Source organism: Aquimarina sp. AD1 (assembly GCF_003443695.1).
GTDB classification, from domain to species: Bacteria; Bacteroidota; Bacteroidia; order Flavobacteriales; family Flavobacteriaceae; genus Aquimarina; species Aquimarina latercula.
Map to the genome: position 1 here is coordinate 3,670,314 of NZ_CP031966.1, position 26,666 is coordinate 3,696,979.

General features: G+C 30.1%; 35 protein-coding genes and 1 tRNA gene. 16 read left to right on the forward strand and 20 right to left on the reverse strand.

Annotated features, from left to right (window positions below):
• Positions 1-109 precede the first annotated feature (109 nt).
• The gene (locus D1815_RS15860) at positions 110-1,441 is read right to left on the reverse strand and encodes an MATE family efflux transporter (RefSeq protein ID WP_118388127.1); all 1,332 of its coding nucleotides are present in this window, start codon (positions 1,439-1,441) and stop codon (positions 110-112) included.
• Entirely contained in the window at positions 1,438-1,938 is a 501-nt protein-coding gene (locus D1815_RS15865; RefSeq protein WP_118388129.1) for a GNAT family N-acetyltransferase, read from the reverse strand. Before D1815_RS15865 ends, D1815_RS15860 begins: the two co-directional genes overlap by 4 nt.
• Before the next feature lie 188 nt (positions 1,939-2,126).
• On the opposite strand from D1815_RS15865, the gene D1815_RS15870 reads away from it, so the two are divergent.
• From D1815_RS15870 to D1815_RS15890, 5 genes are all read left to right on the forward strand, one after another.
• Positions 2,127-2,933 carry a universal stress protein gene (locus D1815_RS15870; protein ID WP_027394654.1) on the forward strand — a complete coding sequence of 269 codons (807 nt, stop codon included), beginning with the start codon at positions 2,127-2,129 and terminating at the stop codon, positions 2,931-2,933.
• A 10-nt stretch (positions 2,934-2,943) separates the two neighbouring features.
• A tRNA-Ala gene (locus D1815_RS15875) sits at positions 2,944-3,017 on the forward strand.
• 718 nt (positions 3,018-3,735) lie between these two features.
• Positions 3,736-4,347, forward strand: a complete 612-nt coding sequence (locus tag D1815_RS15880) for a nitroreductase family protein (RefSeq protein ID WP_118388131.1) — start codon at positions 3,736-3,738, stop codon at positions 4,345-4,347.
• Positions 4,348-4,447: 100 nt separating this feature from the next.
• The gene (locus D1815_RS15885; protein WP_027394652.1) at positions 4,448-4,747 is read left to right on the forward strand and encodes an HPF/RaiA family ribosome-associated protein; all 300 of its coding nucleotides are present in this window, start codon (positions 4,448-4,450) and stop codon (positions 4,745-4,747) included.
• A gap of 11 nt (positions 4,748-4,758) precedes the next feature.
• Positions 4,759-5,439 carry a type 1 glutamine amidotransferase domain-containing protein gene (locus D1815_RS15890; RefSeq protein ID WP_118388133.1) on the forward strand — a complete coding sequence of 227 codons (681 nt, stop codon included), beginning with the start codon at positions 4,759-4,761 and terminating at the stop codon, positions 5,437-5,439.
• A gap of 239 nt (positions 5,440-5,678) precedes the next feature.
• On the opposite strand, the gene D1815_RS15895 is transcribed toward D1815_RS15890, so the two are convergent.
• The 4 genes from D1815_RS15895 to D1815_RS15905 form a co-directional block, all read right to left on the reverse strand.
• The gene (locus tag D1815_RS15895; protein ID WP_369899413.1) at positions 5,679-6,383 is read right to left on the reverse strand and encodes a mechanosensitive ion channel family protein; all 705 of its coding nucleotides are present in this window, start codon (positions 6,381-6,383) and stop codon (positions 5,679-5,681) included.
• Between the two features lie 204 nt (positions 6,384-6,587).
• Positions 6,588-7,046 (reverse strand): hypothetical protein, encoded by a 459-nt coding sequence (locus D1815_RS15900; protein ID WP_027394649.1) that lies wholly within the window; start codon positions 7,044-7,046, stop codon positions 6,588-6,590.
• Between the two features lie 268 nt (positions 7,047-7,314).
• Complete coding sequence (locus tag D1815_RS23715; protein ID WP_162897369.1) at positions 7,315-7,467, reverse strand: hypothetical protein; 153 nt, start codon at positions 7,465-7,467, stop codon at positions 7,315-7,317.
• A 27-nt stretch (positions 7,468-7,494) separates the two neighbouring features.
• On the reverse strand, positions 7,495-8,856 hold the full coding sequence (locus D1815_RS15905; RefSeq protein WP_118388135.1) for an NAD-dependent succinate-semialdehyde dehydrogenase: 1,362 nt from the start codon (positions 8,854-8,856) through the stop codon (positions 7,495-7,497).
• A gap of 190 nt (positions 8,857-9,046) precedes the next feature.
• On the opposite strand from D1815_RS15905, the gene D1815_RS15910 reads away from it, so the two are divergent.
• The 3 genes from D1815_RS15910 to D1815_RS15920 are packed head-to-tail and all read left to right on the forward strand — an operon-like array spanning position 9,047 to position 9,946.
• A complete protein-coding gene (locus D1815_RS15910) occupies positions 9,047-9,376 on the forward strand; it encodes a YtxH domain-containing protein (protein ID WP_027394647.1) in 330 nt (109 codons plus the stop codon).
• Complete coding sequence (locus tag D1815_RS15915) at positions 9,376-9,723, forward strand: hypothetical protein (protein WP_027394646.1); 348 nt, start codon at positions 9,376-9,378, stop codon at positions 9,721-9,723. The genes D1815_RS15910 and D1815_RS15915 overlap by 1 nt, the downstream gene beginning before the upstream one ends.
• A gap of 13 nt (positions 9,724-9,736) precedes the next feature.
• Positions 9,737-9,946, forward strand: a complete 210-nt coding sequence (locus D1815_RS15920; RefSeq protein WP_035086439.1) for a DUF6327 family protein — start codon at positions 9,737-9,739, stop codon at positions 9,944-9,946.
• A gap of 11 nt (positions 9,947-9,957) precedes the next feature.
• Here the strand turns inward: D1815_RS15920 and D1815_RS15925 are convergent, their stop codons facing one another.
• The 6 genes from D1815_RS15925 to D1815_RS15950 all read right to left on the reverse strand — a co-directional run bounded on the left by D1815_RS15925 (position 9,958) and on the right by D1815_RS15950 (position 15,082).
• Positions 9,958-11,019, reverse strand: a complete 1,062-nt coding sequence (locus D1815_RS15925) for a response regulator transcription factor (protein WP_118388137.1) — start codon at positions 11,017-11,019, stop codon at positions 9,958-9,960.
• Positions 11,020-11,225: 206 nt separating this feature from the next.
• Positions 11,226-11,696: a hypothetical protein gene (locus tag D1815_RS15930; RefSeq protein WP_120650141.1), complete on the reverse strand. Its 471-nt coding sequence runs from the start codon at positions 11,694-11,696 to the stop codon at positions 11,226-11,228.
• A gap of 32 nt (positions 11,697-11,728) precedes the next feature.
• Complete coding sequence (locus D1815_RS15935; protein ID WP_027394643.1) at positions 11,729-12,235, reverse strand: Dps family protein; 507 nt, start codon at positions 12,233-12,235, stop codon at positions 11,729-11,731.
• A 204-nt stretch (positions 12,236-12,439) separates the two neighbouring features.
• Positions 12,440-13,042, reverse strand: a complete 603-nt coding sequence (locus D1815_RS15940) for a DUF2652 domain-containing protein (RefSeq protein WP_027394642.1) — start codon at positions 13,040-13,042, stop codon at positions 12,440-12,442.
• A 1-nt stretch (position 13,043) separates the two neighbouring features.
• Positions 13,044-14,330 carry a DUF2254 domain-containing protein gene (locus D1815_RS15945; RefSeq protein ID WP_118388141.1) on the reverse strand — a complete coding sequence of 429 codons (1,287 nt, stop codon included), beginning with the start codon at positions 14,328-14,330 and terminating at the stop codon, positions 13,044-13,046.
• A 32-nt stretch (positions 14,331-14,362) separates the two neighbouring features.
• Positions 14,363-15,082, reverse strand: coding sequence for a flavodoxin family protein (locus D1815_RS15950; RefSeq protein ID WP_233557462.1), 720 nt, complete (start codon positions 15,080-15,082; stop codon positions 14,363-14,365).
• 327 nt (positions 15,083-15,409) lie between these two features.
• Between D1815_RS15950 and D1815_RS15955 the strand changes: the two genes are divergently transcribed.
• The 4 genes from D1815_RS15955 (at position 15,410) to D1815_RS15970 (ending at position 19,222) form a co-directional block, all read left to right on the forward strand.
• A complete protein-coding gene (locus D1815_RS15955) occupies positions 15,410-15,961 on the forward strand; it encodes a hypothetical protein (protein ID WP_233557461.1) in 552 nt (183 codons plus the stop codon).
• Positions 15,962-16,140: 179 nt separating this feature from the next.
• Positions 16,141-17,235, forward strand: coding sequence for a DNA topoisomerase IB (locus tag D1815_RS15960; RefSeq protein ID WP_118388145.1), 1,095 nt, complete (start codon positions 16,141-16,143; stop codon positions 17,233-17,235).
• Between the two features lie 19 nt (positions 17,236-17,254).
• Entirely contained in the window at positions 17,255-18,154 is a 900-nt protein-coding gene (locus D1815_RS15965; RefSeq protein WP_118388146.1) for a mechanosensitive ion channel family protein, read from the forward strand.
• Positions 18,155-18,190: 36 nt separating this feature from the next.
• Positions 18,191-19,222, forward strand: coding sequence for an AI-2E family transporter (locus D1815_RS15970; protein WP_118390040.1), 1,032 nt, complete (start codon positions 18,191-18,193; stop codon positions 19,220-19,222).
• A gap of 18 nt (positions 19,223-19,240) precedes the next feature.
• Here the strand turns inward: D1815_RS15970 and D1815_RS15975 are convergent, their stop codons facing one another.
• From D1815_RS15975 to D1815_RS15990, 4 genes are read right to left on the reverse strand one after another with little or no spacing between them, the layout of a single operon-like run.
• On the reverse strand, positions 19,241-19,753 hold the full coding sequence (locus D1815_RS15975; RefSeq protein ID WP_147404026.1) for a hypothetical protein: 513 nt from the start codon (positions 19,751-19,753) through the stop codon (positions 19,241-19,243).
• A gap of 4 nt (positions 19,754-19,757) precedes the next feature.
• Positions 19,758-19,910 (reverse strand): YqaE/Pmp3 family membrane protein, encoded by a 153-nt coding sequence (locus tag D1815_RS15980; RefSeq protein ID WP_027394634.1) that lies wholly within the window; start codon positions 19,908-19,910, stop codon positions 19,758-19,760.
• Positions 19,911-19,921: 11 nt separating this feature from the next.
• Positions 19,922-20,167 (reverse strand): hypothetical protein, encoded by a 246-nt coding sequence (locus tag D1815_RS15985; RefSeq protein ID WP_118388150.1) that lies wholly within the window; start codon positions 20,165-20,167, stop codon positions 19,922-19,924.
• A gap of 29 nt (positions 20,168-20,196) precedes the next feature.
• Positions 20,197-20,409, reverse strand: coding sequence for a DUF2945 domain-containing protein (locus D1815_RS15990; protein ID WP_027394632.1), 213 nt, complete (start codon positions 20,407-20,409; stop codon positions 20,197-20,199).
• Between the two features lie 374 nt (positions 20,410-20,783).
• Here D1815_RS15990 and D1815_RS15995 point away from each other — a divergent pair, with 374 nt between their 5' ends.
• A complete protein-coding gene (locus tag D1815_RS15995; RefSeq protein ID WP_118388152.1) occupies positions 20,784-21,233 on the forward strand; it encodes a PA2169 family four-helix-bundle protein in 450 nt (149 codons plus the stop codon).
• A 107-nt stretch (positions 21,234-21,340) separates the two neighbouring features.
• Here the strand turns inward: D1815_RS15995 and D1815_RS16000 are convergent, their stop codons facing one another.
• Positions 21,341-22,360: a helix-turn-helix transcriptional regulator gene (locus D1815_RS16000; protein WP_118388154.1), complete on the reverse strand. Its 1,020-nt coding sequence runs from the start codon at positions 22,358-22,360 to the stop codon at positions 21,341-21,343.
• A 243-nt stretch (positions 22,361-22,603) separates the two neighbouring features.
• Here D1815_RS16000 and D1815_RS16005 point away from each other — a divergent pair, with 243 nt between their 5' ends.
• Complete coding sequence (locus D1815_RS16005) at positions 22,604-23,305, forward strand: SOS response-associated peptidase (protein WP_118388156.1); 702 nt, start codon at positions 22,604-22,606, stop codon at positions 23,303-23,305.
• On the opposite strand, the gene D1815_RS16010 is transcribed toward D1815_RS16005, so the two are convergent.
• The 3 genes from D1815_RS16010 to D1815_RS16020 all read right to left on the reverse strand — a co-directional run bounded on the left by D1815_RS16010 (position 23,295) and on the right by D1815_RS16020 (position 26,015).
• On the reverse strand, positions 23,295-23,645 hold the full coding sequence (locus D1815_RS16010) for a YdhR family protein (protein ID WP_118388158.1): 351 nt from the start codon (positions 23,643-23,645) through the stop codon (positions 23,295-23,297). The genes D1815_RS16005 and D1815_RS16010 overlap by 11 nt on opposite strands.
• 122 nt (positions 23,646-23,767) lie before the next feature.
• Complete coding sequence (locus tag D1815_RS16015; protein WP_118388160.1) at positions 23,768-24,793, reverse strand: AraC family transcriptional regulator; 1,026 nt, start codon at positions 24,791-24,793, stop codon at positions 23,768-23,770.
• Positions 24,794-24,971: 178 nt separating this feature from the next.
• A complete protein-coding gene (locus D1815_RS16020; RefSeq protein ID WP_240337523.1) occupies positions 24,972-26,015 on the reverse strand; it encodes an AraC family transcriptional regulator in 1,044 nt (347 codons plus the stop codon).
• A 204-nt stretch (positions 26,016-26,219) separates the two neighbouring features.
• On the opposite strand from D1815_RS16020, the gene D1815_RS16025 reads away from it, so the two are divergent.
• Both D1815_RS16025 and D1815_RS16030 read left to right on the forward strand, forming a co-directional pair.
• Positions 26,220-26,384, forward strand: coding sequence for a DUF1328 domain-containing protein (locus D1815_RS16025; protein WP_035086101.1), 165 nt, complete (start codon positions 26,220-26,222; stop codon positions 26,382-26,384).
• Positions 26,385-26,406: 22 nt separating this feature from the next.
• Complete coding sequence (locus D1815_RS16030; protein ID WP_118388165.1) at positions 26,407-26,586, forward strand: hypothetical protein; 180 nt, start codon at positions 26,407-26,409, stop codon at positions 26,584-26,586.
• Positions 26,587-26,666 lie beyond the last annotated feature (80 nt).

Genomic DNA, 26,666 nt, shown 5'->3' on the forward strand with positions numbered 1-26,666 from the left:
TAAATTATATTTGGTTTATGGAAAAAAAGTATTTAGAAAAATTTAGATTAGTAGCTTTTCTAATCTGTTTATACGTCATTATCGTGATGGTAATTATGAAATTTGCATTTTAAACATTTGCTAATGGATAATACTTATTCCTAAACTTAATAACCAAAGCTACCCCTCTAAATAACATCCAAACTGAAATTGCAATCCATATTCCATAAAGTTTCCAATCAAAATATCTAGCAATAAATAACATTGGTATAAAACCGAAAAAAGTAGATCCTACTAATACATTTCGTAAAAAACCAGTTTCTCCCAACCCTTTGAATATTCCATCACCTACAAATGCTAACGCATTAATTGGCAAAGCGATTACAACTAAATAAAAGAAACCTGTAAATACATTTAGTACCTCCGGATCCTTAGTAAAGATCAAACCTAATCGTTCGGGAATTAGTAACGAAATTCCTCCTAAGATACAAGCTACAATAACTCCATAAATATTCACTTTCTTAGCCATCGAAACAAGGTTAGTATAGTCTTTTGCCCCTAATAATCTCCCTCCTAAAATATTACCAGCACCTCCATATCCATCAATAAAAAATGCAAAGAACAACCATAATTGTATCGCAATACTATGAGCCGCGATATAGTTTGTTCCTAAGCTTGTCGCTTCTCTTACTGCCAAAAGTAATGTAGTATTTAATGCAAGAGAACGAATGAATAGATTTCCACTCATTACCAAAAAACGTTTCATCTCTGGGTGCCAAAGTTTTTCTAATCGCAATGACACCTCCGTTTTTTTAAGTAATAATACTAATGACAAAACAGCCATTAAAATCTGAGAGAATAGGCTTGCCCATGCTGCTCCTTCGAGATACATTGGTTCTAAAAAACCTTGTATTCCATAAACTAAAACAAAATCCAATATAATATTTGCTACAACTCCAATAATGGCAATAATCATCGGCCAATATGTGTTTTGTAATCCTCTAAAAATTCCAAAAATTGCAAATACAAAAAGGGATAATGGAAAGCCCCACACTCTAATACTATAATAAGAAATACAATAATCCAATACCAATCCTTCTGCTTTTAGAAGAATAAAAATTTCTTTAATAAAAGGAACGGTGGCTAAAAGAATGGTAATACTCAATCCAATATTAAAAAGAATTGCTTGTGCAGGTAGTGTCTTTACCTCATCCAATTTTCCTGCTCCCAAATATTGTGAAATAATAGCAGAAATTGCTGCTCGAGTTTGTGCTAAAACCCATATCAACATAGAAAGAAATGAACCAACGATTCCTACAGCAGCAAGGGATTCTGTTCCATTTATTGGAATATTACCAACAATTGCAGTATCTGTAGCTGATAATACAGGCTCTGCAATTCCAGCAATGATCGCAGGAATTGCCAATCGGTTTATATTTTTAAAACTTATAACACTGCTCACAATACAAGTTCATAACAATAAAAGGGGTGTTCACTTTGTTTAGGGAAGAAAATATTTCCTAATTTCCTATATCCTCTAGTTTCATAAAATTTTTGATTTCTTTTATTCTCACTAAATGTATCTAGACGAACTGATACATAGTTATTATTTTTTGCGTAAGCTTCTGCCCAACTCATTAGTTCCTGAGCATATCCTTTACCCCAATAATCAGGATGTACAGCTAATCTATGTATATAGATATTATTTTTATTCTCGGTAATCCATTCGATCGGTATATATTCATCATCCATCAATTCAGTAATTACAATAATTCCTTTAATCAGATTTTCTTCTTCTAAAAGATATAACTCTTGTAATTCAATGTCTTTTTCGAAACGTGATCGAGTAGGGTAGTGTTCATTCCATTGATAAATTTCTTTTGCTATCATAGCCCTAGCGCAAGATTGAGTTAATTTATGAATAGCATCTAAATCAGAAAGTGTAGCTTTACGAATCATACTTTTTTACAAATGCCAAAAATACAAACTATTCCTTCTAAGAAAACGACTTATAGTATAACAAAACATCATTTTATATAAACTTTAAGAAAAGAAATAATAACCCGTATATCTTCAACCTATCAAAAGAGAGATTTACTGCTCAAAAATTGTAATTTTGCATCCTGACACACAAATTAAGCTTAGAAATGAAAAATATTCTTGTTCCTTTAGGACTATCAGAAAACTCTGTAAGTATCGCACGACTTCAATATGCAATTGATTTTGCAAAAGAACTAGGAGGAACCATTTACGCCGTACAGGTTTTTAAAGAACTACCTAGATCCGGTAGTCTCCCTTCGGTAAATGAAACACTAAAAAATATTTCGGTTACAACAATTGAAGAAAAATTTGCTCAAGTAGAAAAAAAAGGTGTATCAGTCATTGCCCTTCCGCTAGAAGGTGATCTATTAGAAGCTATTCCAGAATTTAATCTAAAACACTCTATAGATTTAATTGTTCTAGGTTCGGAAAGCCATGATATCAAAAATTCTTATTTCCTTGGAGAGACCTCTGGAAGTTTACTAAAGAAAACAGAGATACCTGTATTAATTGTTCCCGAGAATTATGTTTTTCAGCCAATCAATAGGACATTAATGGCTATAAAATCAGGAGTCATTAAAAAGCAAAAAACATTGAACCCCATAAAAGAAATTCTAAGTGCTTTTGATTCAGAAATAAAATTACTTCAGGTTAAAACAAAAGAATTTTTGCCCGAAGACGCGGAATTTCAGAAAGATTTAGCAGAAATTATAACATCCTATAAATCTTCAGAAAACGCAACCTTGTTTCAGGGAGTTTTAGAACATCTTAATGAGAACAATCCAGATTTGTTATGTGTATTTAGGCGTAGTAGAGGTTTTTTTGCTAAACTATGGGAGGAGAATACCATATTGAAAAAAGATTTTGAAAGTAGGATTCCTTTATTAGTCCTTAAGGGTGCATTGCGTGATTAACTTATAATCAGGGGATGTAGCTCAGCTGGCTAGAGCGTTTGACTGGCAGTCAAGAGGTCGTGGGTTCGAGTCCCATCTTCTCCACAGATCATCAGATACATTACTAATATTACAAACATTCCGTTTCGTAACGTAGTATTACTATATCCAAAATTAAGTTGCAAAATAGTTGTTAATGACATTAACCTTAAAACTGTTTATTTAACAGTTCTTATGTTAAAAATGACTCATAATGGTTAAACACCGTTAAAGAGCTTGACATCGCTTGAATGGATTCTATTTTAATTAATGTACAGTACTAAACTAACTAGTTTTAAATATTTTTAGTTTAAGAAAAAAATATTAATCCTGAAAACTGTTGATTCGAAATATAATGGAAATAAAAATTTAATCGTATTAACCAGCATTTCCCTTTTCGTATTTGCTATAGCTTTAATTTCTATCCTAATCTAAATCCAAGGCTCATATTTAATTGTTAAAAGGATTCCCTTATTTACAATTAAAAAAAGAAAAGTCGAAAACGCATTACCTAATAACAACAAATAATTTAAATGAAACGAAAAATAAACTTTAAACAAAGACTAATTAAATCATTATTACTATTATTTCTAGGATTTTTAATCCTTTATGGCTCTTCTTTTGTCGCTATTATGGTTTTCTAAAATCAACAAATAAAACTTATAGCCAACAATTAATACATATTCAAAATGATTTGAGTTAATCTATCTCTTTTTTCAGCACCTTAATTCAGAACAGGAAATCTACCTTTATCTGAAGTTACATTTTTAAAAAAGAAAAAAGCATGGAATTAGAAAATAAAAATATTAAAAAAGAAACAAAACTCGAAATTTTACCAATACTTAAAGATCGATATTCTCCAAGAATTTTTGCAAAAACTCCAATATCAGAAACCGAAATACGCACAATCTTAGAGGCTGGAAGGTGGGCGCCAAGTTCATATAACAGACAACCTTGGAGAACGATATGGGGTATAAAAGGAAGTAAAACATATGATAGAATATTGGACTGCTTAAGCGATTTTAATAAATCTTGGGCCATAAATGCTCCCGCTCTGTTTCTCAATGCATTTAAAAAAACCACAGATCAAGGAGAAGAAAACTTTCACGCATTACACGATCTAGGGCTATATATGGGAAATGTTACTGCCCAAGCTCAACATTTAGGTATTGCACTTCATCAAATGGCAGGAGTAAACCACGAGCAGGCGAAGAAAGAGTTTAAGTTTCCCGAAGAATACCATGTGGTCACCGCCGTAGCCTTAGGATATTACGGAGGCAATATCGAAGATCTCCCTGAAGATTTGAGAACACAAGAAACTCCAGAACATAGAACAAGAATGCCTCAACTAAATTTCACTTTTAACGGTAATTACATACCAAACGAAGTTATTTAGTCTTAAAGAGATTGATAAATAGGGCTCAATAATAATTGAAACAACAAACACTATCAGGTTTCCCTATTATTATTATAGCAGTTACCATAAAACATTAATAATGAAAACAATTTTTGAATACACTAACATAAGTAAAAGCGATAGATTGGAATCTTTTGTACAAGAAAAACTAAATGATCTATCCACAAAATATTCATTTGTCATTCGTGGAGATATTTTCTTTAAAAAAGAAAATAAAACAGATGGCACTGGTCATATTTGTGGAATTCGTTTAAGTGCTCCTGGACCAAGATTATATGCTTCTTCTGATGAATTAAATTTTGAAGACGCTATATCTAAAACTATTAGCGATCTAAAAGATCAATTAGAAAGAAGAAAAGAAAAAATGAAAACTTATTAAAAAATAAAATCATGAAAATACTATTTGTTTTAACATCTCACGATAGACTTGGGGATACAGAAAAAAAAACAGGATTTTGGATCGAAGAATTCGCCACTCCTTATTATTATTTAATAGATAAAGGTGTTGACATCACGCTGGCATCTCCTAAGGGCGGGCGGCCTCCTATCGACCCCTCTAGCGATGAACCACAAAATCAAACTGATTCTACAAAACGTTTCCATAAAGACGAAGCATTAAAAGATAAGCTAAGTAAAACAATTAAACTATCTGAGATAGACGAAAAAAACTATGATGCTGTTTTTTATCCTGGAGGTCACGGACCACTATGGGATCTATCTAAAGACATTGATTCTATTAGATTGATTCAATCTTTTTATGAAAACCAAAAACCAACTGGTCTTGTTTGCCACGCTCCTGCCGCATTAAAAAATGTAAAAACATCTAACGGAGATTATTTAGTTAAAGGTAAGAAAGTGACTGGTTTTACCAATAGTGAGGAAGCCGCTGTGGAACTTACAGAAGTAGTTCCTTTTTTGGTAGAAAACATGCTAAAAGAAAATGGAGGCACTTACAGTAAAGCAAATGACTGGGAACCTTATGCAGTACAAGATAATAATCTTATCACTGGGCAAAATCCAGCATCATCAGAGAAAGTAGTAGAAAAATTATTTAATCTTCTTAAGAACTAATTACTTTTCTGATCAAAAAATAATATTAGAAAAAAGCAAAATCCCCTGCTTTTTTCTAATATTTTTAAAACATCAATGAATAAATAATGTAACTGTTTTTATCCAATAATATACTTTAGTTAGTCGTTCTTTGATACGTTATCAGAAATCAATCGAATCTCACGTTGTGGAAAAGGTATTGATACACCTTTACCTTCTAAACGTCTTTTTGCTTCCTCAATTATATAGAAATGAACTTCTCAAAAATCATCATTTAATGCCCAATAACGCAATGATAGAGTAACTGAGCTCTCCCCAAGTTCTGACACATATATTTCTGGAGCAGGATCCTTAATTACCTTTTCCTGACTATCAATTAATTCTAACAAAGTGTCTTTTGCATCCTTGATATTACTTTTATAAGATATTCCTATTTCTATTTTATCTCTTCTTTTATTTTCTGAAGAATAATTAATTATGTTTCCGTTAGAAATTTTACCATTTGGAATAACTGCTAATTGATTCCCAAATGTGTTTAGTTTTGTAGTAAAAATTGAAATTTCTTTTACTGTCCCAGTAACTCCTTGTGCTTCGATAAAATCTTCTATTTTAAAAGGCTTAAAAAACAAAATTAACACACCTCCTGCAAAATTTGCCAATGAACCTTGAAGAGCTAGACCAATTGCTAATCCTGCTGCTCCTAATATTGCAACCAAAGAGGATGTTTGAACACCAAGTTGGGTCACAACCAATACAATTAAAAGGATTTTCAGACCAATATTAATTAAGTCATATAAGAATTTTTCTAAAGTAACATCATAATCTTTCCTTTGAAAAAATTTACGAAGTGCCTTACTAAAAATATTGATAACCCACACTCCTACCAAAAATATTAGAATAGCAGAAATCAATCCTGGCACAAAATCCCATACCCAGGCAATAAATTGATTCCAGTTTTCTGCGATAAGCCCTAATTTTCCATATTACGATTAATTTTTATCTATTATCAACTTGATTATTTCCCTTTCCATCATTAAAAAATACATTAATCAACTTATACTTCAATTTTTTACTTGATGTTCTACTATTATTCTTTTTCTTTGTTATTGTTCCAAATTTTCTTTCACTTAAGACAAATTTTCGAATCTTGGTCTATTCAAAATCTATTACTAAAAAACCAGTTTAGATTCAAATGCTTCTGACCACTTAGATGCCCTAAATACTGCAGGAATTAACGTCCCAAACACCTTAAAGTTTCTATGATATACAGAACTGTTACCCTGAAGTTTGCCTAATTTCACAGACATTGGAGTCTTAATCACTAATTCTTTTTTATTTGCTTGATCACATTTAATTAGTACACTTTCTTTACACAAAAAATCATCTTTTCTATCATCCTGTTCTACCCTTACAATTTTAGTTTCGTCCCAATTAGAAATCAACACAGGAACATCACTGGCTCCATGCATATCATAAACGAAAAGGTGCAGCAAATACTCCATATTGCCGCTTATATCTAATGGATGAAATTCGATTTCTGTATTTACTATAATATTATTTATCTTATGATCATCTACTTCTACATATTCTGGTATTCTGTCTAATATTATCTGTTTTATTTTTGCCATTTTTTATCTTTTATTAATTATCACATTTTAAAAAAAAGGGGAATTGAATACCCCAAATCCAATCCCCCAATCATCATTAATCAAATCTAATCATCTATCAATTCACACAATTATTTTCATACCGATATAGATCTACCTAATGTGTTTTATTATCTTTTATTTATTCTAAAATATTTTTATTCTTTTCGTTACTACAAATATTGACTTTTACTAATTTATTTTAGATTTACAATAGACATTACCTCTTTCCAAATTATAATTGATTCATTTAAAAATATTCTAGAAATATTCCTGATGCAATTACTCCGACTATCAAAAGTGCGAGAACTATTACAATAAATTTAGCTCCAGTTATTGTTTTTTTATTCTTCTGAAAAATGTAATCTCTTCTATTTTCTTCTTCTTCTTTTATAAATTTCATTTGTATTTTCTTTTTATTTTACTTCAATTATTTTATGTAAACCGTTTTTTTATTTACAAACTCTAGTATTCCTTCTTTAGAAAGTTCTCTTCCATATCCCGAGTATTTAGTTCCGCCAAAAGGTAATCTAGGATCAGATTTCACCATTTCATTAATGAATAAAGCCCCATCTTGGATTTCTCCAATTAACCTTTTAGCTTCTTCGATTTTTTCGGTAAAAATCATGGTCCCCAAACCGTACTTAGAATTGGTAGCTAGTTCTACTGCGTGCTTTTCGTTATTTGCTCTTATTACTGAGGCTACGGGACCAAAAACCTCATCATCAAACACAGGCATTCCTGGTTCTACATCCGTTAAAATCGTTGGTTCAAAATAGGCTTTTTCACGTTTATTACCGATCAATACTTTTGCTCCTTTCTTGACAGAGTCACTAATTTGCTGTTCAACTTCTTCTGCTAAATCAACTCTTGCCATGGTCGCTATATCAGTTTCTGGCTCAAGTGGACTTCCGAATTTTAATTTTTCGATATTGGCTTTAAAACGACTCAAAAACTTATCGTAAATTTCCTCTTCGACAATAAATCTTTTGGCAGCGATACAACTTTGACCTGCATTTTGCATTCTAGCAGTAACCATAGTCTCTATATGTTTTTCTAAATCTGCATCTTTTAACACGATGCAAGCATTGCTTCCGCCTAACTCAAGAACAAGCTTTTTAAGATGTTTTCCCGTCGTTTCTGCAATTTTTCGACCAGCTTTTTCACTACCTGTTAAACTCACTGCTTTTATAATATCATTACCAATCATATAATTTATTTGATTGTGGGATGCAATTACTGACTGAAAACAACCATCTGGATACCCCGCTTCTTCAAAAATATTTTGAATTTTTAATGAACATCCAGTTACATTATTGGCATGTTTGAGTATTACAGCGTTGCCTGCTGTAATGGTTGGAATAGCAAAACGCATTACTTGCCATAATGGATAATTCCATGGCATAATTCCTAAAATAGTTCCTAAAGGATCATAACTTATAAAACTTTCCTTAGCCTCTGTCTCGATAATACTATCAGCAAGAAATTGTTCTGAGTTCTTTATATAAAAGTCACCTAACCAAATACATTTTTCAATTTCCGAAACGCTTTCTTTAAAAGGCTTACCCATTTCCTGCGTTATCAAATTAGCCAATACTTCTTTCTGTTTATTTAAAATAGAAACCAGTTTTTTTAAAAGATCTGTTCTCTCGGAAATTGATGTTCTTTTCCAAGCAAGAAAAGTTTTGTTCGAAGTTTTTAAGACATCTTCTACTTGTTTATCTGTAAACAAATTGTATTTTTTTAAAACTTCTCCTGTAAAGGGATAGTTTGTTTCTATTTTATTAGACATTAGATATAGTATTATAAATTTAATCTGCTCCAAAGATAAATTCGAAATAAAGGAAGGATGAACGCATTTAAAATAAATGTTGATCCTTTTACCAAAATGCGTTTACGTTAACATCGTTATGATTTGAGTTAAACATAATGAGTATGTTTTCAGAACTTTGAAGAAGAAATTAATCTTTAAACAATATATTATGAGTTCTAACAACAATTCTTTATTAGGAATACTAGCAGCAACTGCAGTAGGAGCAGCTTTAGGCGTATTATTTGCTCCCGATAAAGGAGTTAATACCAGAAAAAAAATAGTTGATGAAGCACAAAATGCAAAAGAAAATCTAACTAGAGAGGCTTCTATTCTTCAACATAAAATTACAGACACTGTAGTTGCTCAAAAAGATACTTTAGACACTAAGGTTGAATCTTTAGTATCTGATGCCAGTTATAAAGCTGAGGATCTTATTACTACTTTAGAAAAAAAGCTTAACGAATTGAAAGCTAAAAACAAAAAATTACAAAAATCATAATGGGAGTTTTTGAAGCGCTAAACGAAACATCCAATAAAGCTTTAGACTCTGGAGAATCTTATATAAAACACTCAAAAGAATATTATAAGTTAAAAGTATTTCAACAACTAACCAGATCTTTTAGTTCTATAACCAAATTATTTATTATTGGGGGATTAGTTTTTCTTGGAATCATTTTTAGCACCGTTGCTGGAGCAATCTGGTTAGGCAAATTATTGGATAGTACCGTTGTAGCCTGCTTAATAATAGCAGGTGCGTTATTCTTATTTTCTACTATTAGTTTTTTAATGAGAAAAAAGATCGATCACTATATCATAAGAAAAATTTCGAAAGAATTTTTTGATTAAAACTCCTAATAGTATGAAAAAAATAAAAGTATACACTTCATTTGAGGAAATTCATAATGAATTAAAAACATTACAACTTAAGAGACAAATTTCGTTAGAAGAAATGAAATTAGCAAAATCCGAATTTAAAGAGGATCTCCAGCCTTACCAATGGATGTCTACTTTTTTAAGTGCACTTAAAAAATATGGTCTTCTTTATTTGATAAAAAGAATGTTTAAATAGTTTTTCTTCTGCTATCCCGCTACTACTTGTTCTACAGGACTTTCTACACTATTTTTAAATTCGTTTGGACTAATATTATATTTTTGTTTGAAAATTTTTGAAAAATAACTTCTACTACTAAATCCTATTGAATATACAACCTCGGAAATATTCATATCTGTGTTTCTTATCAAATCTCTTGCAGCTTCTAATCTTACATGACGTATATATTCTGTAACAGTTCTAGCGTATAATAACTTAAATCCTTCCTGAAGTTTAGCTTGGGAAAGCCCTGTTTCATCAGATAATTGTTCTAAACAATAATCTTTTGATACATTTTTAATAATTTCTTTTGCAAGATTTCTTACTATTTTTAACTCCCTTTTTAACAAAGTTGTCGGTAATACCTCCTCTTTCATAGCACGATCATGCTGCTGTATATGCATAGAAAGAATCTGATAAACCATTCCTTCGATTTGTAAAATTCTAATCATTCCTTTTTGCTTTACCTTACGTAAAGCTCCTATCTGATCTGCTAGTTTTAGATTATATGTTCCAAAGTAGGCAAAGGCCTTTTCATGGTCTTCATCCATAAAAACCCTGTATAGGTTTTCATTAAGTTGAGATACATTATTTAATCTCTTTTTAAGGTATTTATTTCTAGCTATCTGAATTACATTAATCTCCAATTTTTCTTCCTTCGGAAAATACCCGTAATTAAATCCACCATCCCTACTAGTAATGATAACGGATTGAAATTTTTCTAAAGTGTGTATATTTTCTTGGTAACCGAAACGATGTCCACAAAACCCATCTAAACAATAAGCAAAGTGTATAGGGTTGTATTCTGAAGCATCCATCTTTAAGATTATTTCCTCATGAAATATAATATCATATTCCAACAAACTAACTCCCCAATCAAAAGTGATAAACCTAATCGTACCGTGAGCATTAAGATTATTGACTGTAAGGATATACTCTCCCCATCTTTCTTTAATTTCTCCTCCTATAACCTGTTGTATCTGTTTTACGGTTCCTTCTGTATCTTGGGCTGTAATATTTATTTCTAGTGGTTGGTTAGGGTAATTATACATGAGCTAAAGATTTAACAAGAATTATTAAGTTTGTTTAACTTATTTTCAAAAATAATAAACAAAATGATTTTTATGAAAATCTTACTTGTAAAAATTTGTTAAAAACAACTTCGTTTTGACCTTTATTCCTTTCTATAAACACACATAGGAAAGTTCTCTAAAAGTAGAGAACTTTCCTATGTGTTTTAAAAAAATGTATTTAAAATCTAGATGGTATCGAATTCATCCACAAAGAAGAAATCACGATCCTCGTTATTAACGAAGTATACACCTTCTCCAAAAATATATTCTACATTTTTGTTATCCACAATTACTTTGAAACCCTTTTCTGTTTGTTTTAATTCAAAACTATCACTAGGATCTTTATTATAACGTAGTACAATATATTTATCATAGTCACTCCAAACATCATTATCTACATAAATCAATTTTGTTACTTGAGTCGACACTTCTTTTTTACCTTGATTTAACTTTCCTTTATCTGCTTTCTTTAATTTTAAAGGAGTTTTACTGGTTTTATAAACAGTAATTCTATAGGGAATTGTTTTTCCATCTTTCTTAAACTCGAACGTTTTAGTTGTTTTAGTTTTTATCCTTTGTGAATCGCTTTGCGATACTGCATTAGTAGTTACCGTGAAGCAAATAAGTAATGCCATTATTGTTTTTAAGATATTCATATTGTTGTTGAGTATTTAATTTATTAAAATGTTTATGCTTCTCTAATTAAGCTAGTATCTAATTTATCTGATGTGCTTTTTGACCAAGCGTTTAACATCCAGCTGAACTTTTCCAACTCACGAATGTATGCTCCAATCATATCTATAGTCCCTTCATCACCTGCTTCATCCGCATGTTTAAGAACTACTCGCATTTGTGCTAGAATCTTTACATGATCTTTTAACAGTTCTTCGATCATTTCTGTGTCCTTCATCAATGGAGAAACTTCTTCTACATCAGCTAATTTTATATATTCTTTAAACTGACTTACCGGATGATGTTGCAAGGTTAAAATACGTTCCGCTATCTCATCGATTTTTACCTTTGCATCGTTATATAATTCCTCAAACTTTACATGAAGGTCGAAAAAGTTTTTCCCCAATATATTCCAGTGAAAACCTCTTAACTTTTGATAGTATAAATTATAATCCGCCAGTAAAACATTGAGTTCTAATACAACTGGTAACAATTTTTTTTCATCTATATTTAAATAATTCATAGCAATTTTTTTTAAGATTAGTATTCTATTAAAATCAACTAAAAAGAAGCGCTTCATTTTAGTTAATACAAAGATACTTTAACGAACAAGGTGTTATTTGCTCATATACTATTTATCTTAACGCTATCGTAAATAGGTAATAACTAGTCTTAATCCTCTAGAAAAGAAGTAATTATTTAAAATTGACTTTTTTGTATGAAGAAATTAGGATTGCAGGGGTCTTAAATCAATATAACTATAATTAACCTCTCCAATATGTTCATATTCTGTTTCTCTGTCGTGAAGTTTTCCCCAACCAAAATTACGATCGATAATATGATCCTTATATTCTGACAAAAGGTTTTCTGATAATAAAATATACTCGTCTATTGGCACCTTATTCTTGAGTAAACGATGTGCAATAATTACATCCTCTCCCATCAGTTTTATATTTTTACCAATAGGAACCGCACTAACTTGTTTCCCCAGATGTAAAACAATTTTTAATCCTAACATATTTGGGATATGCTCTCTTTCTTTATTGTCTGAATGTTTCTTATATAATATATTCAATTGAGAATAAAACTCGTCATAGAATTTTCTGCATTGATCTATAAGCACTTTAAAAGTTGGTAGTTCTCCAGGTCTATAAAATAACACTGCATCGCCCTCTATTTCGGATACCTTGAGTCCAATTTCATTTGCATAAATTACCTTATTAAGTAAAGCAGGAATTACCTCAGAGCTCAATTCAATTTCTGTTGAACTCATAAATTCCGTAAAACCACTAATATCCGGTATACAGATTAGTATTGATTCCGATTCCATTCTAACTTTGTTTATTCAATAGCACTAAGATACGTTTTAGATCATTATTATTGGTAATATTATCTTTCAAATCATGTATTAGGGCTTCTATCTCTGACTGTACAGCTTCTTTATACTCAGAACATATATTTTTGCTATTTCCCAAGAAAATTAAAGCATTCAATAATTCGTAGGAAACAGAACTATCCGCTTTAGAATATTGTCTTATTGGCTCTATAATGATGCGCATCATTTCTGCAGCTGGAATCTTATTATGTATAACCTTGATCTTACAATTCTTTTCAGAAATAATAGTTTTAGGTTGAATTTGTAGCGCTTCGTACAATAATTGTCCTATCTTAGAAATAGCATTGATTGCTGTACCTGGATCATTAATTCCAGGTGATAAAGCCTTCACTGCAACTTCTGTGAGTTTTATCATCCCACCAACTCCACTATCATCCTCATGTCTATTAGACAAAATATACACACAAACGTGCAGAGATTCTAATTCTTCTTTCGTAATCGGTTTCTCAATTCTTAGTATTGGATCTCCCTTCCAAACATGCTGATCTGGATATGGGATTATTTCAATGATATTTTCTTCCATTTTTAATGAATCCATAAGAAAGAATTGATCAAATGATCTGTAATAACCTGTTTTATTACTATTAATTATTTTCCAAAATTTATCTGGAATATCCTCTATACTATAATCGAATTTTTCTTGATCCTCCTTTTCTTTGGTAAACAAATTAATACAAGATTTATAGATCTTGTCTATAATATTATGTATTTGAATAGCTTGAGAGATACTATGAATAAAATATACGAATAAGCCTATGCAAAATGCGCCTAAAGCTGCTGCTATCATTACAGAAAAGCCTACATTATTCGACGATCCATATGCGCCCAATGACATTAAAACAATAATAGTATATAATATTGTCCCTATATAAAAGCCTAAAATTATTTGATGTTTTTTATTGGATATTAATCCAGGAAGTAACCTTGGAGAAAAGTTAGAAGAAGCTTGATTAAGCACTACCATTACCATAGTAAAGCTAAAAACAGTCAACGATAAAATTCCTCCAAACAAAGTTGACAAAATTGTTCTTGCAGTTTCATTATCCTGAACTATGAGATAGGTGACCTTATTTTTAATAGAGTCTATAACTTTTAAATTCTCAATATACAATAACGTAATTGCTAATAAAAAAAAACCTAAACTAATAAGGATTGGATAAAAAGCTATGCTATGAAATACAGCGCTTTTTAATCTTTTTAAAAACTTTAAAGTCGACTTCATAGCTAAAAATTAAATGAATTAAATAGGTTTTATTAACGGTATTCAGGGTTTTCAAAATTCCATCGTGTACCATCATCCCACGCCGACCTAGAATTACCATAAGAAGGAAAACCAGCATTACTCTTTATTAGATTAGCTAGGTGCAATAAATTATACGTCATAAAAGTTGTATTTCGATTAGTGAATTCGTTATTTTTTGCTCCCGATTCTTCATCCATATAACTTGGTCCAGGTCCAGCCTCGCCTATCCAACCACAGTCTGCTTGTGGTGGAATGCTGTATCCTAAATGTTGTAACGCATATAGTGTACTCATAGCACAATGTTTAATTCCATCTTCATTACCTGTTATTATACAACCCCCCACTTTTCCGTAATAAATATATTGTCCTTTATCATTCATTTCTCCACTCATTCCATATAATCTTTCTATTAATTTAGTAGCGACCGATGATTTTTCGCCCAACCATATAGGTGTTCCTACTACCAAAATATCCGCACTCATTATTCTTTTATAAATATCTGGCCATTCATCTACATCTTTCCCTTCTTTCTTCATATCAGGCATTAAACCATATGCAATATTATGATCCACTAATCGAAGATACTCGACCATTACATTTTCTGATCTCATTATATTCATTGATACCTTCATCAAACCTTCTGTATGACTTTTCCGCGAAGAATTTTTTAACGTACAGTTGATATAGATAGCCTTTAAGTTCGAAAAATCCATTTTCTTTTCAGTTCTCATAAATGTAGAATTAAGAATTATTTATTACTCCGATAAAATGTATAATTTATTTTAAGCTTAGGTGTGCAAATGCAATATTTATTAACTCAATAACTATAAATCCTTTTTTTTAAAAACCTCAAACCAAAGCAGTTAATCAAAATCGTATATGCGCACAGTTTAAGAGAACTAGTGCCATAGCTTTGCAGTATCTAAAAAAATTGAGGGCTACTACAACAATTAAAAAAGATCTCATTAGAGCAAATGTGATGTGTTAAATAATAAGGTAGCCCTTAGTAATTTCTAATCTTAAACAATTTAATTATGAAAAAATTTATAGGGGTTTTAATGATCATTCTTTTAATTAGTAGTTGTGATGTACAACAAAAAAAAGAAGCTAAATTACCTGATGTTGATGTTGATATAGAGACTGAATCAGGTCAACTGCCAACTTTTGATGTTGATTGGGCTGATGTAAATGTGGGAACTAAAACCAAAATGGTTAAAATCCCGAAAGTTGTCGTGGTAATGGAAGAAGTAGAAGTAGAGGTTCCATATGTTGATGTTGATATGCCTAATTCTGTTGAAAAAGAAGAACTTACATTAACTGTAGAAGCTGAAGTTAGCGACAAAGAACACACTATAGAAATTCAAGAAATTGTAGCTAGTAAAGATAAGCTGTATGTAATTTCTCAATTAAAAGAAGCAGACCAAACCTTAGGTGACAAAAAATTGCGTGTGTCAGATAGAGTTATTCTTAACGCTCCTGATTTAAATGTTAAACATATTATTGTTGGAGAAAAACCTGACCGTGTTTTTAACGATCAATATAAGTATGTTAAAGATTTAAATGAATTCAAATCTAATATGCAAAATACTAAAGTAATCTATACTAAGTAGTATCAACGATAGATATGGTTGATTTTTCAATCGAAAATGATCTCTTTTGCATTTAGTAAACGAGATCATTTTCATTTAAAATTGAAGTAATAAATATTTAAGAAGTACTGAGAAAAAATAGAGTGTTTTTCCTTATCCTTTATCTCAAAGTATCCGATGCAGAATAATTTATCCGATTAATGATTCCTGATATTACAAATCCAACGTTTTTAACTAAGCTTATCAAAACTCCAGAAAAAGTTATTGATAAACTAAACTTGGTGTATACAAATGATCACAAATTAACAATTCGTAGATATAAAAAAGGTGAAGATTTCATTTATAAACTAAACGGAGAGATATTATCAGTTCAAAAGGATATTGATAGAATCAAAAAATTAGTAATCCCACCAGCATGGAAAAACGTTCGAATTGCTGTATTAGACAATGGTCATCTACAAGCTACTGGCAGAGATCTAAAAAAACGAAAGCAGTATCGCTATCATCCGCTTTGGCAAAAAATTAGAAGCCAAACTAAGTTTTATAAAATGTATGATTTTGGAAAGCAACTTCCTAAAATCAGAAAAAAAGTCGATACAGATCTAGAACAAAAAGGCTGGCCTAAAAGTAAGGTCTTAGCACTCATTATACGACTGATGGAAGAAACACATATTCGCATAGGTAATGAGCAATATGCAAAAAGAAATAAAACCTATGGATTATCTACCATGAGAACTCGTCATGTTAATATCCAAAAAGATAAAACAAAATTTGAATTCGTAGGTAAAAAAGGTAAACGACACTCTGTTACGCTTCGAAATAAAAAATTAACCCGTTTGATAAATAAATGTGAAGAAATTCCTGGATGGGAACTCTTTCAGTATTATGATAACGATGGTATAAAACATTCTGTAGAGAGTGGTATGGTAAATAATTATTTACACGAGATAGGCGGTGAGCTTTTTACAGCAAAAGATTTTAGAACCTGGGGAGCTACTACTATTGTATTTGAACAACTTATGGAAAAAGGAGTTACAAATAGCAAAAGAAAAATACACGAGAACATACTTGCCGCTTATGATAAGGCAGCAGAAAGTTTAGGGAATACCAGAAACGTTTGTAAAAAATACTATGTGCACCCGGCTATAATTGCACATTATGCAAATGGATCTATAAAGTCTTATTTCGATAAGGTAGATAGTTATAATGGGGATACTGCTTATTTTTCTAATACCGAACTAGCGATATTAGAATTACTAAAAAACTATAGACCAGAATTTTTAAATCAAAAATAAACCAATTAAATAGAATACTATGTACGATCAATTAGTAGAAGCTTGGAATAAAATGTTATCAAAACTAAAATCTTGGTTAGATACTATTATAATAAATTTACCTAATTTACTAATCGCAGTAATAGTCTTTATCATAGCACTGATCGTATCTAAATATGTTAGTAAACTGGCCTTAAAACTTTTGGACAAAAGTAATCTCCAGCGTTCAATGAAAAGGGTGATTGCAAAACTAGTTTCAATTTTTGTTATATTATTAGGGCTATTTTTTATCTTAGGTATACTAAATCTTGGTAAGGCTCTTAATACCATTTTAGCAGGTGCAGGAGTTGCAGGGTTAGCAGTTGGTTTAGCACTTCAAGGCGCACTCGCTAACACATATTCTGGTATCGTACTGTCTTATATTAAAAACTTAAAATACGGTGATTGGATAGAAACTAATGATTATGAAGGAGAAGTAATTGATATTGATTTAAGAGCCGTGACTATTAAACAAGTTGATAATAATCTAGTATATATTCCAAACAAATTAGTTGTTGAGAATCCTATAAAAAACTATTCTACAACAGCGCAATCAAGAGTTATACTTAAATGTGGTGTTGGTTACGAATCAGACTTAAAAAAAGTTAAAAGACTTACTATAGATACCGTTGTAAATCATTTTAAAGCTGTCGAAAATCAGGAAGATGTCCTATTTTTATGGAGAGAATTTGGCGACAGTTCTATTAATTATGAATTGCGATTTTGGATTAATTCTACCTCGGCACTGGAAGTGGCAAAAGCAAAAAGTGAAACAATGATGTTGATCAAAGAAGTTTATGATCAAAATAATATTAATATTCCATTCCCAATACGTACTTTAGATCTACCTAAAAATTTTAGTTTAACACATAACGCAAGCCAATCATCAATAGAAGAATAGTGGTAAGAAAAATTATCTAATCTCAATATATCTATGATAAAAAACATAAGTCCTAACATTATACGACAGGTATTTATTCTTCTTCTGATTTTTCTTATCGGAGGACTTATATTTCGTGAGATTCTACCGTATCTGTCTGGAATATTAGGAGCAATAACTATCTATGTTATATTAAGAAAATGGATGATATTACTTATTAGAAAAGGCTGGCACCCAGACCTAGCAGCAAGTTTATTATTATTGATATCATTTGTTGGCATACTAGTACCAGTAATAGGTCTAATTCTTATGTTAAGTAATAAAATAGGTAATGTTACTGAAAACTCGGAAAAATTTGTTTTTGCGATTAAAAAACAACTTGATACCTGGGAATCCCAAATTGGGTATGATATAAGTGATCAAATTGACCCTGATGCTGTTTCTTCTTGGATTGCTGAAAATTTTCAGAATTTAGCTGGTGGAACTTTTAATGTTTTCATTTCTATTGGTATTATGTATTTTTTGCTTTATTACATGCTTACTAATCGAAAAAAGCTAAGAGAATCTCTCTTTGAATATATTCCTATTAACGATGATAATTTAAGAATTATAGGAGATGAAAGTCAAAAAATGGTACGTTCTAATGCTGTCGGAATTCCTTTAGTCGCAATAATTCAAGGGGTGGTTGCACTGATTGGTTTTTTTATTTTTGGAATACCAGATCCTATGTTTTGGTTTGTGATTGTTACTGTAGGTTCTATGATACCTTTTATCGGTACACTAATCGCTATCATTCCAATTTTTATAATAGCATTATCTACAGGAAATACGTTTCAGGCATGGGGAATACTTATTTATGGTCTAGTAATTGTCGGATCTTCTGATAATTTAGTGCGTTTATACGTGCTGAAAAGATTAGACAATGTACACCCAATAATTACATTAATTGGGGTAATCGTTGGAGTTCCTCTTTTTGGATTTATAGGACTTATTTTTGGTCCTCTTCTAATAAGTTTATTTTTAATAGTAGTTCAAATCTATAAATCCGAATATGGCAAAATAGATAATAAAGGCGAAGAACGACTATAAGATCGTTTCTAAATATTTTTAAGAATTTTTATAAAAGTAACTACTTCGATTTTTTTGTAATTCTATTTGTTGTTTTTCGAGCTCCTTTGCTTTAAATTCTTCTATCTTATTATTTCCATCTATACCATTAAATATTAAAGAAGTACAAATTTTAGTCAAAACTTCAAGAATATCTAATGGTATTTTATTGTTTTTTAAACAGACAATACAAGCTTTAATCAACTTTTGATCAAGTTTTAAACATGAATGCACTAGTGATACATAGGCCTGCTTTTTATGATTTAGTTCAATATTTATCTCATTAAAATCAGACTCAATTATACCATGCTCGATGTCGAAAACAGCTAACTCTATTTCGTTGAACGCAAATGCTTCTGTTAAATCATTTATATATTTATTTCTAACAATATTTTGATGATTTAAAAAACGAGATAACTCCGGAACCTGAACTTTTCTTGAGACTTCAAGATATTTCCTTTCAGTAGCAAAAATCCCTTTTAAAACTTCCTGTAATTCTATAAAATTCTTCACAAAATTATTTATTAACAATAAAAGCATGAATTACACCAGGAATCCAACCGATAATTGTTAGAACTAAACTAATTAAAAATGTAGTCCCTAATCCGTGTTTCAAAAAGACTGCTAAGGGTGGTAAAAATATATTTAGAATAATGGTTAATAATGACATACTTTTTAATTTTAATAATTTATATTTTTCTCTTTTTTATTTACTGATTGAAGATTAAGCAGTACTTCTGTTTCATTTTTTAATACAAATGTCCCATCGATTACTTTAATATATAGGGCTACGCTAGTATTGCTAAAACTGACTAATGAATTTTCTTTTATTTTTCTAGTTACTTTATATGTATAAGTCTCTTCTACAACTCCAAAATGCACAAATTGATCTTGCGCCCACTGTACTTTTGTTCCTTTTTTTATCATAAGCTCTAAGTCTATTAAAACAAAAAAATCTAAAAAGTTCTCTCAACCTCACTTTCACTTTTGAGAACGTGATCTCCGTTTTCTTGCTCGATGTATAATGCCTTATTATTTTCTTTTCCATTTCTAGAGACTTTAGTTCCTTTAATAGTTCTAGTAACTTCTTTCGTGTACGTTTCTATAACTTTACCCTCTGCAATTCCATTTCCCCACTTCCATTGTACTAAAGTTCCTTTTCTTATCATGATTTTTAGCGACAATATCAATTTATTATATCGCACTAACTGATTCAATCGAAATTTTTATTAACTCAAAACCACTACAATCTTAGTGCTCTTACCGAAAATCAAATGAGTTAACTTTTCACTGTTTAGAACAAATGTTTTACTCATCATTACTCTAATTTAGAGTTCAGAAAACATAAGATATGTTATTAGAAATTCTATTGATTTTTGTTTGTGGATTCGCAACTGGTATCATCTTAGTTGTTACGAAAGGATTAATCAAAACTAAAATCAATCGCAAACAAATTTTCTCAAAAAAGAATTTTAAAAATATAAGATGAAAAGCGATAGACATCTCAAAAGAAAATATCGTAAAACTTAAAAATTGAAAAAATATGGCAACGTATTCTGAAAAAACAGGTAATAAACTAAATGATTTGCTTGAAAAAACGTATGATGCGGAAAAAGGCTTTAAAAAAGCTGCTGAGAATGTAACTCATACTCCTCTTAAAAATTATTTTAATCAGAAAGCTCAAGAACGCTATGATTTTGGGCATGAATTAAAAAATGAAATTAAATCTTTTGGCCAAGAAGTAGATAAGGGTGGTAGTATATCCGGAAACTTACACAGAACGTGGATGGATATTAAATCTTTCGTTTCTGGTGATAATGAAGAATCTATGCTTGAAGAAGCGATTAGAGGTGAAAAAGCTTCGGTAGAAGAATATAACGATGTACTTTCAGAAACGACACTTCCTTTAAGTACCAAGTCAATTTTAGTGGAGCAAAAAAATAAGATAGAAAGTGGATTATCTACGATCAAAAGATTAGAAGATCTTAACTAAACTAATTGATATAAAAAGATCACTCCATCTAATATTTTAGACTACGGAGTGATCTTTTTATGTTTCTATTATTTAAACTTATGAATTAGATCGTCTGCTAATTATATTTAACAAGACTTTCTTATTTTATATTCTTTAGGGCTACAGAAGTACTTTCTCTTAAAAATTTTACAGAAATAACTTCTACTTGTCAATCCTATAGAATAAACAATTTCAGATATCGATAAATCTGTTGTTCTAATCAATTTTTCCGCCTTTTCTAAGCGAATATTTCTAACAAAATCTGATACTGTTCTATCAAATATAAACTTAAAACCTTCTTGTAATTTAGCTGGAGAAAGTCCTGATTGCAAACACAATGTTCTAATACTATGTTGGATTTCGGGATGTTCTTTAATATACTCGCCCAATTCGGAAATAGATATCAACTCGTTTTTAAGAAGGCCACTTGTATTAGAATTATTCTCGATCTCTGTATGGAATTGTTCTATATGTTTAGCCAAAATAAGATAGTACCTACCCTTCTGTGAAAGTAGCTCAGAAATTTCATTACTATGCTCTATCCCAAACAACAATTTTAGTTGTTCTGCTATTTTCAAATTATAATTACCTAAATGAAAGTGTTTTGATTTATTTTTAATATCAGATAAAAGATCTTGAATCTTCTTATCGAAACGATTATTTTCTGCACTAAACTTATCAAAATATTCTTTTTTATTAATACATATAATATTAAACATAAAAGAAATATTTTTTTCTATTATTATACTGTTAGACAATTGAGGATTACTATGAGCAACAGCGGTTTGAAATTGATCTATTTTTACCTTTTCCTCGAAATCTTCAAATTGATGATTACAATACCCTTCTAAACAGTAAAAAAACTGAAGAGCGTCTGTTGCAATATAATTTATAGGAATTTTTACAGTTTGATATAACTTAATGTCAAAGTCATAGCTTTCCAATCCATTTTGCAAACTTGTATGCCTAACCTGACCTTTACCAAAGGATGAATCTATCGTGAGTATGTGAATATCGTAATTTACTTCTATATTTCCAGGTAGATACGTATTCAGTACACCTAATTCGGATGGAATATTTATGCCATTGTCTTTTACATTTTCCATAACACCCAGATTAACTATTTACCTAATTGATTTTTAGAATCTTACAACTAAACTCTTATTGCAAAATTAACAGCTAAATTGTCAATTCTTTATCTTTATTAAGTTTTTGCTTAACTCTATTGAAAAAAAAGTCGAACATTTATTAATATATTTACCAATAACTAGTAAATGCGTTACGAATTAAATTATACGAGATAATTTTATTTCTTAAATTTTTTTTACTTGCAACGGTAAGAAAAAGAGATGTTTAAAAAAATTGCAAACGAAGCGGAAAGAGAAGTTATTGAAGAGGAAGTAGGATTCAATTTTAAGTTTCCTAAACTTTACTCTCCTAGACGTGTAATCGATGGAAGCGAAGAATCAACCATTTCTATCATTACTACAGAAAATCCTGATTATATATCTTATGGTATTTGGGGGCTATTGCCTCATGATTACAAAGATGAATGGAATGATTTTCAAAAAGTTTATAATACTCTTCAAATTCATACAGAACAATTAGACACAAATCAATTATTCCGAGATTCTTTTAAAAACAGACGGTGTGTTATTATTATTACGGGATTTTTCGTTTATCATTTGTCTAATGGAAGTCTATATCCATATTATGTTTATCAAAAAAATAAAAAGCCTTTTTTTATAGCGGGAGTTTACAATACATTAGATGATGGATTTATTACTTGTAGCATGTTGACATCAACATCGACTGGAGTAGTTAAAGCAATACAAAACCTTAACTCTACTATGCCCATTATTATATCAAAAAAAACTCTTAAAAACTGGTTAAACACCGAAACAGAAATGACAGAAATTGATCATATCCTTAAAACATCATCCTCTTCTGAATTAGAAGCACACACTATTGCTAAAGAGTTTTTTAAAAACGATATATCATATGAATCCATGTTAGCGCCTGTCTATTATAAAAACATCCCTACTCCATAATATTGCCATAAGAATCTAAGTTTTCTCCATCAATTTTATACTTAACAGCACCTATATCAATTTTAAGTGTTTTAGCAATAATACCATATTTAGGACCCATTCCTTCAGTTAAAAAATTTTCTAAATACTGATTAGCAAACCTAATATCCTCAAACATAAAAATCCCTCCAAAGGTTTTAGTTTCTTCATTTACATAACAATGCAAAGAAACCAATCCTCTAGTCTTTTTTAGAATACGCTTCCTTTCTGATGAGATTTTTTCTAGATCTTCTAAGGGTAAGGTTGTTTTAAATTTTAAATTAACTATTGCTTTTTCGTTTTGTATTAAGGTTTTATTCATACAAATTTGGGTTATACTTTATTCTACAAGTTATCAAAATTTAATATCCCAATAATAAAAGACATACCTTTCCTAAAAGGTACTCCTCTTATCCACATTCTAAACATGTGCTTACGCAAAACTTATTTATCCCTTTTAACTTTTTTTCTATACTCTGTAGGCAGAATCCCGTAACGTTCAAAAAATATTTTAGAAAAGTAACTTCTACTTTTTAAACCTATATTATATACTATTTCAGAAATAGAATCATTTGTATTCTTAATATAATCTCGAGAAACTTCTAATTTTAGTTGCCTGATATACTCATTCACAGACTTAGAATATAGTACATTAAATCCTAATTGTAATTTCTTAGTACTAACACCGGCTTTATTGGCCAATAAATTTACAGAAAGAGGATCAGAAATATTATCTATGATGTAACCCGAGAGGTTTTGAATCTTTTTTATATCCTCTTTTGACAAGGATTCTGGTAAGCCTACCTCATTTTCGTGATTAAAATGTTCTAATAACTGCATTGCCATTATTAGATTTAACTGACCTTCTATAGAAAGAGTCCTAACAATTCCAATATCATTACTCTTTTTTAACTGCTCTATCTGATCAGCTATTTTGAGATTGTAATTACCAAAATGATGATAAGGTAATGATGATTCTTCTTGATTAAATACAGATAGTAACTTCTTACCTAAATAAGAGAGATTATTATTGTTTTTCTTAGCATACTCTCTAGGTAAAATGTATATAAAATTAACTTTTACATCCTCTAACTTAGGAAAAACATACGCTTCCTTAGATAGCTTTTTTGTAGATATAATAATATTTTGATAACGTTCAAAACACTGCGATTTTTCATCATTTGAATCATTATCATATTCTAATCTACCTTCAGAAATAAAAATAAATTCTATCGGATTGACATCTTTTATTGTAAAAATGACTTTAGTATCTTCAAAAAAGTGAAGATCATAATCTAATAATGACACTCCCCAATCAAACGAAATACTACGTATAATTCCTTTTCCAAACTTATTATCAAAACGGAGAACATACTCACCCCATTGTTCTTCAACTTCCCCTTTTAAATAATCATTTAATTGTTTTAATATTTCCGAACCTTCAATACTATGTATTTCAATTCTCTGCATACTATTGTGTAATCTAACTTATAATTTGCGCTTTTTACAAAGAAATTAGATTTACCTCAAACACATTAACAATTTTGAAATTTATACTAACACTATTGATCAGTTTTATAAAAAAGAAAAGTATAAGAAAAAGAAAAGTACTTAATAAAATAGCTTACGCATTAAGCAAAAAAAAGTGTCAAGCTGATCTAGAATCGTCTTTATTATTTCTAACTTTATCAAGATATTGTTTAGGAGCAATCCCATATTTTTTCTTAAATAATTTAGAAAAATAACTTCTAGAGTTTATTCCGACCTTGTATGTGATTTCGGTAATATTAAGATTTGAAGATTCTAACAAATCCTTTGCTGTCTCAATTCTATGATTTTTTATAAACTCATTAACCGAAGTATTGTATAATTGTTTAAAACCGTTTTGGAGAGTATTCTGATTTAATCCTACTCTTTTAGCAATATTAACAATATTACCAATAGTTTCGATTTCATTTTCTATGATAGATACAGCAGTTTCTATAGACTCTATAGTAGCCTGTCGTATAATCTGACGTTTATCGGGATCTCTTAAATCATCTAAATATTGTTTTAAAAGAAGTGTAAATATTTCATAAGCTTTACCTTCTAAATAAACTTGCCTCATAAACCCTGTTAGTTCGCACTCTGTAAACTCAGAAATTAGTTTTGAAATCTCTAAGCTATAATAGTTTTTATAATAAAATTGTCTGATTCCGTTCACATCTCGAAATAAATTCATGAGATCTTCATTCATGTCCGGAAGAAAAGACTCTATTTTCTCTTCAAACAATTTTCTATTTATTTCTAAACTAAAAATACAAATCGGTTGATCGGCAGGGATTTTAAAAATATGATTATTAGTAGGCGTACTCGCAGCAATAACACTTTCTAATCTTTTTACTTCATTTAATTTATCATCTTCTTCAAAACAATGAAAAAAGTTAGATTCTCTATTAAAAATTACTTTTAGTGGATGTACAATTCCTTTTTTTAAATGAAATTGAAATTCCTTTTTCAATAAATAATCTGTCTCTACAACACCTACTCCAAAATCAAATTCAAAAGAACGAATATATCCTGAACCCATATTTTCTGGTATACTAACACAATACTCTTGGTTAGATTTCTCATAACTTACTCCTAGATCATTGGCCATATCTATGACAATATCCTGGACCTTTTGATCTTGTAAGCGTATCTTTTTTTTCAACTAAATATACTTTTAGAAAAATTACAATCTAAAGATACCCTTATTTTATAGAATTTTAACAAAATAATAACCAAAAAGCAAAGGAGTCAATGTTACAAGCGATACAGCTAAAGAGTTAAGATAGATTTATTGACCTTTACATTGTAATCGATTTGAAAAACAAATCACTCACTTAGAGTCATTTAATAATTAAAAACACTAATTATGTTACGTTGGACAGTAATTTTCATCATTTTGGCAATAGTTGCTGGAGTTTTCGGATTTGGTGGTATAGCAGCAGGGGCTGCTAGTATTGCAAAAATCTTATTTTTTATATTCATAGTACTTTTTATAGTATCTCTCATATTCGGTAAGAAATTTAAAGCTTAAATTAAACATTAAATATAATATCATGAAAAAAACAATCATATCAATTACTGCTATGTGCTTCTTATTTGCGAGTACATTAAGCTGTAGAGAAAAAACCACAGGAGAAAAAGTAGAAGATGCGGTAGAAGATGTAAGTGATGCAGTAGAAGATGGTGCTGAAGAAGTAAAAGACGCTGTAGAAGATGCTACAGATGACAACTAATTTTTAAATAAAATTAGTTGAATAAAAACAGGTAACTGTACGTTGGTCAATTACCTGTTTTTGTAAAAAAAATAAACTTA